Origin of the sequence: Labilibaculum manganireducens (assembly GCF_002843385.1) — a bacterium.
GTDB lineage: Bacteria > Bacteroidota > Bacteroidia > Bacteroidales > Marinifilaceae > Labilibaculum > Labilibaculum manganireducens.
In genome coordinates, this window is the sequence record NZ_MVDE01000011.1 from 136,062 (window position 1) to 149,546 (window position 13,485).

General features: G+C 34.5%; 13 protein-coding genes. All 13 read right to left on the reverse strand.

Annotation, left to right across the window (positions count from 1 at the left end):
* Window positions 1-62 precede the first annotated feature (62 nt).
* On the reverse strand, window positions 63-2,321 hold the full coding sequence (locus BZG01_RS09400; RefSeq protein ID WP_101309577.1) for an NADP-dependent malic enzyme: 2,259 nt from the start codon (window positions 2,319-2,321) through the stop codon (window positions 63-65).
* Window positions 2,322-2,688: 367 nt separating this feature from the next.
* Window positions 2,689-3,420 (reverse strand): tetratricopeptide repeat protein, encoded by a 732-nt coding sequence (locus BZG01_RS09405; protein WP_101309578.1) that lies wholly within the window; start codon window positions 3,418-3,420, stop codon window positions 2,689-2,691.
* A 126-nt stretch (window positions 3,421-3,546) separates the two neighbouring features.
* Window positions 3,547-4,392, reverse strand: coding sequence for a glucosaminidase domain-containing protein (locus BZG01_RS09410; RefSeq protein ID WP_101309579.1), 846 nt, complete (start codon window positions 4,390-4,392; stop codon window positions 3,547-3,549).
* A gap of 283 nt (window positions 4,393-4,675) precedes the next feature.
* Window positions 4,676-5,212, reverse strand: coding sequence for an alpha-ribazole phosphatase (gene cobC, locus BZG01_RS09415; RefSeq protein WP_101309580.1), 537 nt, complete (start codon window positions 5,210-5,212; stop codon window positions 4,676-4,678).
* Between the two features lies 1 nt (window position 5,213).
* The gene (locus tag BZG01_RS09420) at window positions 5,214-5,975 is read right to left on the reverse strand and encodes an adenosylcobinamide-GDP ribazoletransferase (RefSeq protein ID WP_101309581.1); all 762 of its coding nucleotides are present in this window, start codon (window positions 5,973-5,975) and stop codon (window positions 5,214-5,216) included.
* Entirely contained in the window at window positions 5,976-7,025 is a 1,050-nt protein-coding gene (cobT, locus tag BZG01_RS09425) for a nicotinate-nucleotide--dimethylbenzimidazole phosphoribosyltransferase (RefSeq protein ID WP_101309582.1), read from the reverse strand.
* Window positions 7,026-7,066: 41 nt separating this feature from the next.
* On the reverse strand, window positions 7,067-8,119 hold the full coding sequence (gene cobT / locus BZG01_RS09430; RefSeq protein WP_101309583.1) for a nicotinate-nucleotide--dimethylbenzimidazole phosphoribosyltransferase: 1,053 nt from the start codon (window positions 8,117-8,119) through the stop codon (window positions 7,067-7,069).
* A gap of 136 nt (window positions 8,120-8,255) precedes the next feature.
* Window positions 8,256-8,768 (reverse strand): bifunctional adenosylcobinamide kinase/adenosylcobinamide-phosphate guanylyltransferase, encoded by a 513-nt coding sequence (locus BZG01_RS09435; protein ID WP_101309584.1) that lies wholly within the window; start codon window positions 8,766-8,768, stop codon window positions 8,256-8,258.
* 99 nt (window positions 8,769-8,867) lie between these two features.
* Window positions 8,868-9,815, reverse strand: coding sequence for an adenosylcobinamide-phosphate synthase CbiB (cbiB, locus tag BZG01_RS09440; protein ID WP_101309585.1), 948 nt, complete (start codon window positions 9,813-9,815; stop codon window positions 8,868-8,870).
* Window positions 9,794-10,822 (reverse strand): pyridoxal phosphate-dependent aminotransferase, encoded by a 1,029-nt coding sequence (locus BZG01_RS09445; protein ID WP_101309586.1) that lies wholly within the window; start codon window positions 10,820-10,822, stop codon window positions 9,794-9,796. The genes cbiB and BZG01_RS09445 overlap by 22 nt, the downstream gene beginning before the upstream one ends.
* Window positions 10,823-10,991: 169 nt before the next feature.
* Window positions 10,992-11,906: a dihydroorotate dehydrogenase gene (locus tag BZG01_RS09450; RefSeq protein ID WP_101309587.1), complete on the reverse strand. Its 915-nt coding sequence runs from the start codon at window positions 11,904-11,906 to the stop codon at window positions 10,992-10,994.
* The gene (locus BZG01_RS09455; RefSeq protein WP_101309588.1) at window positions 11,900-12,661 is read right to left on the reverse strand and encodes a dihydroorotate dehydrogenase electron transfer subunit; all 762 of its coding nucleotides are present in this window, start codon (window positions 12,659-12,661) and stop codon (window positions 11,900-11,902) included. Before BZG01_RS09455 ends, BZG01_RS09450 begins: the two co-directional genes overlap by 7 nt.
* Before the next feature lie 62 nt (window positions 12,662-12,723).
* The gene (locus BZG01_RS09460) at window positions 12,724-13,152 is read right to left on the reverse strand and encodes a helix-turn-helix transcriptional regulator (protein WP_101309589.1); all 429 of its coding nucleotides are present in this window, start codon (window positions 13,150-13,152) and stop codon (window positions 12,724-12,726) included.
* Window positions 13,153-13,485 lie beyond the last annotated feature (333 nt).

The window sequence follows — 13,485 nt, forward strand, 5'->3', positions numbered from 1 at the left end:
TAGTGAAAAAAAAGGATGAGACTTTATTAAATCTCATCCTTATCTAGTAAATATTCTTGTAGTTACGATTGAGCATCAACAACAGCAATGGCTGTCATGTTAATAATTTCACGAACCGAACAACCCATTGGAATAATGTGGAATGGTTTTGCTGTTCCTAATAAAATTGGCCCAATATTTTCTGATCCATCTAAATCCTTCATTAATTTATAGGCAATATTTCCGGAACTTAGATTTGGAAATATTATGGTATTCACATCTTTCCCTTTAATTTTAGTAAAGCCAAATGTCTGATCTCTTAAATTCTTATCAAGAGCAAAGTTCAATTGCATTTCCCCATCTATCAATAAATCAGGATGGTTTGCGTGTAATTTTGAGATTGCTTTATTAACTTTTACAGGACTTCCCTTTCTCACTGATCCAAAATTAGAATAGGACACCATAGCCATTACCGGTTCGATATTAAAAGTTTTTAAGGCTCGGGCAGTACTCAATGTAGTGTCAACCAACGAATCTGATGTGGGTTCCGCATTAACAGTGGTATCTGCAAAAAACAGAGGCCCTTTTTTCGTCATGATGATATTCATGCCAACTAAAGTTTTCATACCTTCTTCGATACCAATTACTTTACTTGCTACTTTTAGAGCTTCAAAATAACGTGTAGCATATCCGGAGATAAAAGCGTCAGCATCACCATTTTCAACCATCATTGCTCCAAAATAGTTGCGGTCGAACATTTTTTCAACAGCTTCTTTAAGAGTTAAACCTTTACGACCTCGTTTTTCACACAAAACATTTGCGTAATGGTTCCTTCTTCCCGCTTCTGCTTGAGAACGGATATCGATAATTTCAGCGCCATTAAGATCCAATTCATTTTCCAACACAATTCTTTGAATATTTTCAGGGTTACCTAAAATAATAGGCTTTGCAATACCATCGTGAAGAACAATTTGTGCTGCTTTTAAAACATTGAAGTTATTTCCTTCAGCAAAAACCACACGTTTTGGGTTGCATTTTGCTTTGTCGAAGATTGTTCTTATTAATTCATTTTCAGTCCCTAAGCGTTGTTTTAATTCTTCGGAATAAGCATCCCAATCAGTAATTATTTTTCGGGCGACACCCGATTCTACTGCTGCTTTTGCAACCGCAACTGCTACACTTGAGACCAAACGTGGATCCATAGCTTTGGGGATAATATAATGACGACCAAATATGATATTTGATTCATTGTAAGCGGCATGTACAGATTCCGGCACAGGTTCTTTTGCCAGTTTTGCAATGGCATGAACCGATGCAATTTTCATTTCTTCGTTAATTGTACTTGCCCGAACATCCAGAGCACCTCTAAAAATGTATGGAAATCCCAATACATTATTAATTTGGTTTGGATAATCTGAGCGTCCCGTTGCTACAATTACTCCTTCTTTGGATTCAATAGCTTCATTGTAGTCAATTTCAGGATCAGGATTTGCCAAAGCAAATACAACAGGATTATCAGCCATGGAACTTACCATTTTTTTATTTACGATTCCTCCAATAGATAACCCTAAAAATACATCAGCACCAACCAATGCCTGTTCCAATGTGTCAATATTGCGTTCAGTTATGAATTGTTTTTTCTGACTGTTTAAATCGGTTCTTTTTTTATTTACCACCCCACGACTATCACACATAATTATGTTCTCCGGTTTAACACCAAGAGAAATATATAATTTTGTACATGAAACAGCTGCAGCACCTGCTCCATTAACAACAACAGAGATATCTTCAATTTTCTTTCCATTAATTTCCAAAGCATTTAATAAACCTGCTGCTGAAATAATAGCTGTTCCATGTTGATCATCATGCATAACAGGAATATCCAACTCATCCTTTAAGCGTTGTTCAATTTCGAAGCATTCAGGAGCTTTGATATCCTCAAGATTTATTCCGCCAAAAGTTGGAGCAATCGCTTTAACGGTTTCAACGAATTTATCCACATCAGTTGCATCTACTTCAATATCGAATACGTCGATATCTGCAAATATTTTGAATAATAAACCTTTTCCTTCCATTACAGGTTTGCCTGCCAATGCACCAATATTTCCTAATCCCAAAACAGCTGTTCCGTTAGAAATTACGGCAACTAAGTTACCTTTTGCGGTGTATTTGTAAGCATTTTCAGGATCTTTCTCGATTTCCAGACATGGCTCTGCAACCCCGGGACTGTAGGCTAAAGCTAGATCTCGTTGAGTTCTATAAGGTTTTGTAGGAATCACTTCAATTTTACCAGGGCGACCTTCTGAGTGATATTTTAAAGCATCTGTGTTATTTTTTGACATTATCCGTAGTGTTTTTAAAATATTGAATCAATAGTTTATTATTTGTTGTTAGCAACAAAGATGGGAATTATTGTATCGGATTAATGTGCGAAACGTCTCAAAATAATTATGAAATCAGTATTTGACTGGGACTCTACCAATTAGAAAAGATGACAAATAAAGGAATATTTCTAGATTTATATAGTCAGATTGTTACATATGGAATTGAAGTTAATTTACTGCTCACCTATTCTGCTTTTGATCTCTTTTTTAAGGATTTTTCCAGTGGGCTTTCCTGATGGAGCAATGAAATATTAGATTTGAAGGCAAATAAAAAGGGATACCCAAAAAAGGTATCCCAGTTTAATTATATTCTTTGGAAGAATTACTATAACAAACCTTTGATAGTTGTAATTGTAGAAGTAACATCTTCTCTGGCAGGAGCTATAGCTTTTGCTTTGTTTAATTCAACAATAGCTTTTTGAAAGTAAGTTTTAGCTTTCGCAGATTCTGCTTTATAATTTTCAGGTTCAGTATTTGCAGTAGGAGTTGCGGCCTGCATAATTTTAGCTCCTTTGTTATAGTACAAAGTTCCTAAGCTAAACAATGCATCAACTTGTAATTTAGATTTTACGTTACCGGCTTTTTTGTATAAATCTTCTGCAAGTTCAAATTTATCCGCCTTTTGAGCACTTTGTCCTTCAAGTAGATAATGCTTTGCAAGTTCAGAAACTAGTTTAGAGTTTTTTGTTGGACAAGCTGCAATGCCTTTATTTAAAGTCACAATCATATCCTCATATTTTTTCTGGCTTTTTTGAGCTTTAGCTTTGTACAGATATGCGATGGATGTTTTGTATTTATTTTCAACTGATTGACCAAAATACTGTTCCGCTTTCGCATATTTTTTCAGTTTAATTGCGCAATATCCTAAATTAAACACCAATGCAGGATCTTTTTCTGTGTCTTCAGCAGCCAAATATTTTTCATAGTTTACAAGAGCTGTTTTATAATCTTTCGATTTCAGAGCGGTATTGCCATCATTTTTAAATTGAGCTGCTGATTGAGCAAACACGCCAACTGCACTAAAACAAATCGCAAGAATCAGAATAAATTTTTTCATACTAAATTACTTTTATGATTAATTATATAATTGATTTTCTTTTAAAACAAGCCTAAAAATAACGATTTCATATAAAAATCAAATAAAAATAATGGAAAAATATTATTCAATATTTTTTTATCATTTTTATATCGCCTGAGATAGTTTAATTACCTCTTCAACAAAATAATCGTTTTTAATGACATAAGAATCATATTTAGTTAAGTCGTTACTTTCGATTAATTGCTTCAGCTTGTCTGTATAAACATCTCCAATTTCTGAATATTTATTAAGCAAAGGAATTAATTCAAATGGTTTCTCAGATATATATCTTTCTTGTCTAAATTCATCATAAGCATTTACTCTGGCAATTGTTTCAAAGTAATCGTTTACTGATTCTTCGATAGATGCATAACTTATTACATAAATTCTTGTTGAATCTCTTCCTACGAGTGCCTGTATGCGGTTTTCACCTGCATCATAAGACCATATACCAAAAACATTATTGCCTTCGTTAAAAAAGCGTGACGATCCCCAGCCTGATTCTAATGCTGCTTGTCCCAAAACGATACTTGCAGGATGTGGCTTCAGTCTTATTTTTAACTCCGGAATTTCATTACAATTGTAGGTTTCAAATAATTTGAAAAGAAAAAGACTATCGTTTTTCATCATCAGCGGGTGCGTAAGCAACCAATGTTCGATGTGTTCTACTCTTGTAATTTTCTGATATAAAGAGTGTTGAGAAACTAATATAGATGGTAATAACATTTCTACAAACTTCATCTTTTTCTCATCAACAGGTAATCCTCTTAACGATACCACTTTAGTATAAATATAAGGGGTTACGCAAGAGTCTAAAATTGTATGTACATCCTCTACATTCTCAATTTCTGCAAATTGAGGAAGAATAGATATTTGAGTGAAGGTGCTGGATTTTTTGCAACTTACAAGAATAAATACAAAGCTAAGAATGGAAAAAATTACAACGCGCATTACTTGTTATTATTTTAGGATTGCTAAAATAGCGATTTCTTTCTCAGAATTAGCTTTTAAACATTTTAAATAAGATAAATCCTATGAAATACGAGACTTCATGCACACTAAATAGACTTGTTTTGAAACAAAAAAATCAGAAACAAATTTGTCTCTGATTTTCATATGTTTATTATTTGTTTTTCAGTTGCCATATGGAACTTACCATGCTGAAATAATCATCCCTCTGTGTGTCAAAATTACTTTGGCATGGACGTTTCATATATTCTGGTGCAATGGCTCTTTATTTTGAGATTGGTATAATTGTTACTTCACCAAAATCTACTGCTGGCTCGTTAAATGAATCTTCTAATTTAATATCTTTCACTATTGCATTTATAGTGCGTATAACACCGCCATGAGTGAAAACCGCTATTTTTTTACAGTCTTTTAGTTTGATTTCGTTCCAAAATTCAAGAACCCGATCGCGAAGCATTACAAATGATTCTCCATTTGAACATTTCCTATTTACAAAATCCTCCATCCAGGCTGGGAATAAAGGATCTTTAATTTCGTCCCAGACTTTTCCTTCCCAATCTCCAAAGTTCAATTCCATTAATCTTATATCCTCTATTACTTGTTCTCCAAAAATATCATTGGCTAACTTTTTGGCTCTTGATAACGGGCTTGATACAATAAGATCAAATTCAATATCTTTCAACTGTTCTTTTACAGCTTCCAATTCGTCCTCGTAACTTTCAGCTAAATCAACATCTTTTTGCCCATAGCAAATGCCTTTCTCAACATTTACTTTTGTATGTCTGATTAAATATATCTCCATCTTATAAAACTTGATTAATAATTACCATATAGGATAAATAAAATACGATTTCACAAACCTGCTGTGTTGCCCCAATGCAATCGCCGGTAAAACCTCCTATCCATTTATTAAAATATCTGCCTAATAAAACTTTACTCAAAAAAACAGGAATAAGAATAAGGAAAAACTTTATATTTCCCAATAATGCCAAAGGCAGAATACCTGTAATAATTGTGAAAATTATATTTTTGGCAGATAGTTTTTGGGAATAATCTTTTGCTTTTGAATTTTCGGTTCGTGCATATTGGTGCGAATTTACCAAGGTAGCTGCAAACATTCTTGAAACTGAGTGGGCTGCAATTAAAATCAAGGGCAATTGAGCCGCAGATATAGAATACTGACAAAAAAACTTTGTCATCACCAGGAAAACAATACCTGTAACTCCAAATGCTCCAATTAAGGAATCCTTCATAATTTCAAGGATCCGCTCACGTGTCCAGCCTCCACCAAATCCATCACAAACATCCATAAAACCATCCTCGTGTAATGCTCCTGTAAAAAGAACGGTGAATCCCATACTTAGCATTACCGATAAATTAAAAGGGAAAACCAAATTGGCAAGATAAAAAACCAAACCTGCCAGCCCACCAATAATTGTACCTGAAATGGGGAAATATTTGATAGCTTCATGTTGATATTCCTTCTCAAACCGAGCCCATTTAGGAAATGGAATTCTTGTAAAAAAGGATAATCCAGTAAAGAATATGTCAATTTCTCTTCTCATCTATGCCTGTGAAATTTGATCGCTGTTACTTACGCCAGCATCTTCGAAACTAGCCATTTGGTTTAGGAAATTTACCGAAGATTCAATAATTGGATAAGCAACCGCAGCTCCTGTGCCCTCGCCCAAGCGCATTCCTAAATCGAGAATTGGCTCCGCTTTAAGATGCTGAAGCATGTGTTTGTGACCGTTCTCGTTCGATTTGTGTGTAAAAATACAATATTCCAGAACGTCAGAATTTATTTTTGATGCGGCTAAAAGTGCAGAACTAATAATAAAACCATCAACCAGAATCACCATTTTCAATTCAGCTGCTTTTAACATTGCTCCAGCGATCATGACAATTTCGAAACCACCGAAATGCGTTAGAATATTTTCAACATAATTATCGCCGTTATAATTAGCAACAGCATTTTTCAGTATTTCATATTTCTTTTTCAAACCTTCGTCATCCCATCCGGTACCACGGCCAACACATTCTTTTAAGTCGACTCCAGCTAAAATATGCAATAAAATAGCTGCCGACGAAGTGTTTCCAATTCCCATTTCACCAAAACCGATAATATTGGAGCCTTCCCGGTGCATTTTATCGCATAGATCTGCACCGCGCTTAATTGCTGTTTTAAATTGCTCCGCAGTCATTGCCGGTTCATTCAAATAACTTTTTGTTCCGTAATCTACTTTTGCATTAATAACTCCGGAGCTTTTGTCAAAATCGAAATTTACACCAGCATCAATTATCCGAATATCTATCCCATTCTGACGACCAAAAACATTAATTGCAGCACCGCCACTAAGAAAATTAGCGACCATCTGCCAGGTAACTTCTTGCGGGTAAGGACTAACACCATCAAGCGCAATTCCATGATCTGCGGCAAATACCATGATAGTCGGTTGTTTCAATTCCGGACTCAAAGTGTTTTGAATACATCCAATTTTTACGGCTAACTTTTCTAAAACACCTAACGATCCAATCGGTTTGGTTTTTAAATCAATTTTATTTTGAAGTTGTTCCTTTAACTCATTGTTAGGTTTACTTATATTGAAATTCATGGATTCGATTTTTTTAAAATGTAAAATTAAATATAAAACAATTAGCTGATTGTTTTTACCTCTTCTGATTCACTGACTCCAGCTTCCTGAAATGAAGCCATTTCATTAATAAATTGAACGGCACTTTTTACAATCGGATAACAAACCATGGCTCCTGTTCCTTCACCCAACCGCATACCAATATCCAAAATTGGTTCAGCCTTTAAGTAATTTAGCATTTTAATATGAGCTTGCTCATTCGATTTATGGGCAAAAAGGCAATATTCCAATACTTTAGGATTGATTTTGGATGCAGCAAGCAAAGCTGAAGTAATGATAAATCCATCAATTAACATAGTCATTTTTAATTCTGCAGCTTTCAACATGGCACCTGCAATCATAACGACTTCAAATCCTCCAAATTGAGTCAGCACATCAAGGGGATTATTCCCACCATTGTATTTATGCAAAGCTTCATTCAATAATTCAAATTTTGATTTTACGCCATTATCATCCAATCCAGTTCCTCTTCCTACACACTCTTCCAGGCTAATATCTGCTAAAAGGCTAAGTATTAACGCTGCCGATGATGTATTTCCGATTCCTTTTTCTCCAAAAGCAATAAAATTGCATCCATCTTTATGAATTCCTTCAATAATGCCGGCGCCACTCCTAAATCCTTCAAGACATTGATCTTTTGTCATTGCAGGGCCAAATCGAAAGTTCTTAGTTCCGTAAGCAATTTTTTTATTGATAATATTTAATGATGGATCAAAATCATGATCAATACCTGCATCAACAACTTTAAAATTAATATTATGCTGACGCGAAAATACATTTATTGCTGCACCTCCCTGCATATAATTGTAAAGCATTTCATAGCTAACAGATTTAGGATAAAAACTTACACCATCATCTGCTATTCCATGATCTCCGGCAAATACAACCACTGCAGGATTCTTAATTTCAGGAGATAAACTTTCTTGAATGCTCCCTATTTGAAATGCAATCTTTTCAAGCATTCCAAGCGAACCAAGGGGTTTTGTTTTCCCATTGATTTTATTTAACAGCTCCTGATCCAAGGATGTGGATAAGGAGGATATTTTAAATTCCATCACAATTATTTAAAGGTTTCGAATTTGATTATCGATTAATCATGGCTTTTAAAATACCAAGATCATAAATTATTATCTCCCTGTATTCTGAATTTGTCTTATTGTCTATTCCAAATCAAAAATAGTATCGGTTCTGTTATAAAGTATTTTTAATTTCAAGTGGTAAGCCAGATATAATTAAGGTAACACGGTCGGCTTTTTTTGCAATGTATTGATTAATGCTTCCTTGCAAATCATTGAACCTCATAGCCAATTTGTTTTCGGGATGTCCACCTAATCCCAATTCATTGGTAACGATTATCCAATCACAATTTTGGTCGAATAGTATTTCTAATTCCTGAATTGCTTCTTGCAAAGATTTTTTATCATCCTCTTCATTATCAAAAAAGAAGTTGTTAATCCACAAGGTGATGCAATCTAAAAGTACTACTTTCCCCGAAAAATCATGTCGACTCAAAAACTTCTCTTCTTCAATAGTAGTCCATTGATTTCCACGTCTGTTTTTATGTATTTCAATTCTGTCACGATGTACTTCGTCCCAAATTCGTGAGGTTGCCAGATAAACGGGCTGATTACTTAAGGATAGTGCCAGATCTTCAGCAAATAAACTTTTCCCGGAACGTTGTCCTCCTGTAATTAAATGAATCATTGCTAACTTCTTTTTGGATCAGTATCCTTAATTAATATGGAATATTTAAAGTGTGAAGTTACAAATTAAAGATTCCAGCCGGAATTAAATTTTCCTTTTTTATAACAGAATTCCATATGGAAAATAGACAGCAATAATGAAAAGAATACTGGCAAAACACACCGAATGGTTGATGTAAAAAAGTTTACAGATGTCTTCGTTTGTTATTTTCCGATTATTATCTCCAATAAATGGTTTGTAAACACTTTTACCTTCGTAATCATGAGGTCCGCCAAATTGACAATTTATGATTCCTGCAAGAGCCGATTCCGGGTAGCCGGCATTTGGACTAAGATGAGCATGTCCATATTTAAAAATGTATAAAAAGCCTTTCGCATTGAGGGTGAGTAATACCATTAGAAAAGCAGTAATACGAGCGGGAATAAAATTCGCAACATCATCTAATCGGGCAGCAACCCGTCCAAACAAAATGAACTTCTCATTTTTATATCCAATCATGGAATCCATTGTATTAATCATTTTATAACACATCATTCCCGGAACTCCGGCAATGGCATAATAAAAAAGAGGAGCAACAACACCATCCGATAAATTTTCTGATAAAGTTTCTAATACAGCCAAACGTATTTCCTGTTCCGATAGTTTGGATGTATCCCGACCAACAATCCATGATAATCTTTTCCTGCCTGCTTTCAATCCCTTTTCATTAAGGTGTTTAAATACTTCTGATCCTTCCTGCAACAAGCTTTTATTCGCCAATCCGTAAAAAACCATTATCGAGGTAAGTACAATATAAATTGTACTATTCCAGTTTAAAGTGATAATACTTAGGTACAAAAAAATAAAATATACAATTGTTGCTAATCCTAAAGTCATTACAGCTCCTTTGAATAATTGGTATTTTCCTTTATTCAGATGTTTCGTAAAAAAGGAAATCGTATTACCGAATAAAACGATTGGGTGCGGCAAGCTTCTTGGATCACCAAAAACAAGATCTAAAATGTATCCTATAACAAGAGGGAGGATTATGAGTTCAATTTGCTCCATTGAATTAATGCGTCGATTAATAATTGATTTTTTTCTTTGGTTTGTGTCGCGAGGCGGAAATAACAAGAATTTAAACCACGAAAATTAGCTGCATCACGAATCAATATTCCAAAGTTCGAAATTAAGAACTTTTTTAGTTCAAAAGCAGATGATTTTTCTAGTTCAACCAAAAAGAAAGAAGTTTTTGAAGGATGAATTTGCAGACCTGAAATTTTTTGGAGATTTTTCTGAAATTTTTTAGTTTCTGATTTATAGTAATTTACAGGGGGGAGAAAATCGGTTTTATTTGCCAAAAGGAATTTCCCAGCCTCAATTGCCAGAGAATTTACCGTCCAAGGAGCTTTGTAGAATTGAATATTCTGTACCAATACCTTGTTTGAAATCAAATATCCCAATCTCAGGCCGGGAATTGAAAAGTTTTTAGTGAGAGATTTCACCAAAATTAAATTCTTGCACTTATCGAGTAAATCTATACATGAGTTAATCTCATCAGTAAAATCAATATAAGCTTCATCAATCACAAAAATAGATTTTGAATTGATTTTTAGCATTTCCTCAAGTTCATCCGATTCTAAAATATTCCCATTTGGGTTATTAGGATTGCAAATCCAGACCAAGCCTTCTTCAAAAATGGTTTTGCTGGTTAATTCGGCCCAATTAATATAGAATAGCTTGTGTTTATTGACTTTGCAGGCATCTTCATATTCGGAAAAAGTAGGGATGATGATACTTGAATTAGATTCAGAAAAACATTGTGCAATAAGGTAAAAGGCTTCCGTAGCGCCATTGGTTGCAATGATTTGATTCTTATTAACATTTAAATGAATCGCCAATGCATCTACCAGACTCTCAGCAGATGCTTCCGGATAAGAATGTATAGTATCCCAATTATTGAATAGGTGTTGTTTTAGATTTTCGGATTTCCCACCAAACCATACATTACTGCTAAAATTAGCAACAATTGCTTGTTTATATTGGTAACCATCATCTCCATGTCCGTGTAACATCCTGTTATATAGGTTTTAATGGTGAAATATATTTATTAATTGTGTCTGAAATTTTTATAAAATATAGAACAGAACTTAAACTAAACAGCAAGAGTTTACAAATGTAATTACAGATGTAAACTCTGATATTGCTAAATAAAGAAATAATTCTTTATTGTAATGGATTGATTTATTGAGTTTTAATCGCCCCTATTAAATCAGTTACATTTTCAACCTGATGTCTGATCATATATTCTTTGATTCCTTCAACAACCTTAACTGTTATCTGAGGGTCAATAAAATTAGCAGTTCCGATTTGAATTGCAGAAGCTCCGGCCAGGATAAACTCAATGGCGTCTTTTGCATTCATAATACCACCTAAGCCAACAATGGGTATATTAACAGCGTTAAAAACCTGCCAAACCATTCGCAAGGCAACCGGTTTCACGCATGGGCCGGATAAACCTCCTGTAACTGTTGATAAAAGAGGCTTTCTTGTTTCTGAATCTATAGCCATTCCCAATAGCGTATTAATAAGAGACACAGAATCAGCACCTTCTGCTTCAACCGCTTTAGCGATCTCAGTAATATCCGTTACATTTGGCGACAATTTAACCATTAAATGCTTTTTGTACACTTTACGAACTTCACGAACAACCGATGCTGCAGAAGAACAACTAGTTCCGAAAGCCATTCCGCCTTCTTTAACGTTCGGACAAGATATATTCAGCTCTATTGCCGGTATTTTATCCAATTCATTAATCATTGCTGCCGTTTCTACGTAATCTTCAATTACAGAACCGGAAACGTTAACCAAGATATTTGTATTGTAGTGGTTAATTCTGGGGTAAATATTATCACAAAAATACTCAACTCCTTTATTCTGCAAACCAACAGCATTTAGCATTCCAGAAGGTGTTTCAGCCATTCGGGGGTAAGGATTTCCTTCCCGATGATGTCTTGTAGTGCCCTTAACTAAAATGCCGCCTAATTGGCTGATATCAATAAAATCTTCAAATTCTTCACCGTAACCAAAGGTTCCGGAAGCAGTCATTACCGGATTTTTAAGAATCAGATCTTTAAGCTTAACTTCCAAATTTACCATTTCAACTCATTTATATTGAACACCGGACCTTCAGTGCATGTACATATATTACCTCTTTTTGTGTCAGTTACACAGCATAAACAAGCTCCAAATCCACAAGCCATAGTGTTTTCCAGTGAAACCTCACATGGAATATTTTTGCTTTTTGAGTAAGCTGCTACAGCCTTCATCATTGGCTCTGGCCCACAGGTGAAAGTATAATCAAACTTCTCATTAAGAACAGAATGTTGCGTAGGATAGCCTTTTTCGCCAATTGAGCCATCTTCGGTAGTCACGAATATACGACCGTACTGTTTGTAAGGATCTAATTCAACGGCATCATAGGCAGACCGTACACCCAATATGGTTGTCACTTCATTTCCGGCGTCTTTAAGATGTTTTGCCAAGTATAATAAAGGAGCAACACCACAGCCACCACCAATTAAAAGAGTTTTAGAGTTCTTAGGGATAGAGTATTGATTTCCTAACGGAAAAACGATATTAAGCTTGTCTCCAAGGAGTAATTCGCCTAATTTGGCAGTGCCTTCTCCAATCTTTTTAATGTATAATTTGATGATATTCTTTTCGTAATCAACAAAATGGATGGACAAAGGTCTTCTGAGGAAGGTATTGGCTGTATTTTCGACAAGAACGTTAACAAATTGCCCTGGCTTAATGTCAGGTAAAGGCGCTGATGCCTTTACATCAATAACAAAAGTCCCGTCATTAAGCTCTTCCTTGTGCAGTACCTCAAAGTCCTGTACTAATTTTTTCATGGTGCCTGGTTGTATTTTAAACTGTTAAGTATAAACGCAGGCAAAGATAAGCTAAAAAATATTTAAGAGGGATTGTATTCTTTAAAAGTTTTATCTGTGTAAAACACGACTACTTTCTCTATCTGTTTTCCAGATGTAAATGCACTCATTTCCAGCATAGGTTCAGGGTTTGAGCGCGGAATATTAATTGTTTCCTTATTTAATTTAGGAGGATGATTGGGTAGAGTTTCAAGTGGTGCCCGGCTTATTTCCGGTTCTTGAAATAAAGAAGGTGAATCTTGTGACTTATACATATTGCCCATTCCTGAAATAAGCCAATTAGGGTCAATTGAAGGAAATGATGTTAGTATTTTTTGAACAAAGTCAAGACTTGGGTTGTTACGACCGGATAGAATATGAGAAATACTAGACCGCTGAACACCAATTGTGTCTGCAAATTTTGAAGAGGTTAAACCTTCACTATTAATCAGCTGAACTATTCGGTTCTTCATTCTTAAGTTGTTTATATGTGAATTTTACAGATGTTAACTTTAATAACATTACAAATTTAAAATAATAATTACAAAAGCCAAAACATTTGTAAAAATAATGTTCACATTAGTGATTTACTAATGTGAACTAGTAGAAACGAGATGTTCGAATTGTAATCGTCGAGCATTATTACTTTTGTAAACATCTCATTTGTATCACAAATAGAGTATTTATGCACAGTACCTCTCTTTAAAAGATATTTAATTAATGAACCTGTTAGATTCTATTTCTTGAACAATATTAAATTCATCAGCAATAGAATTATAAAGTGACTGAATATCACGCTATTTAAT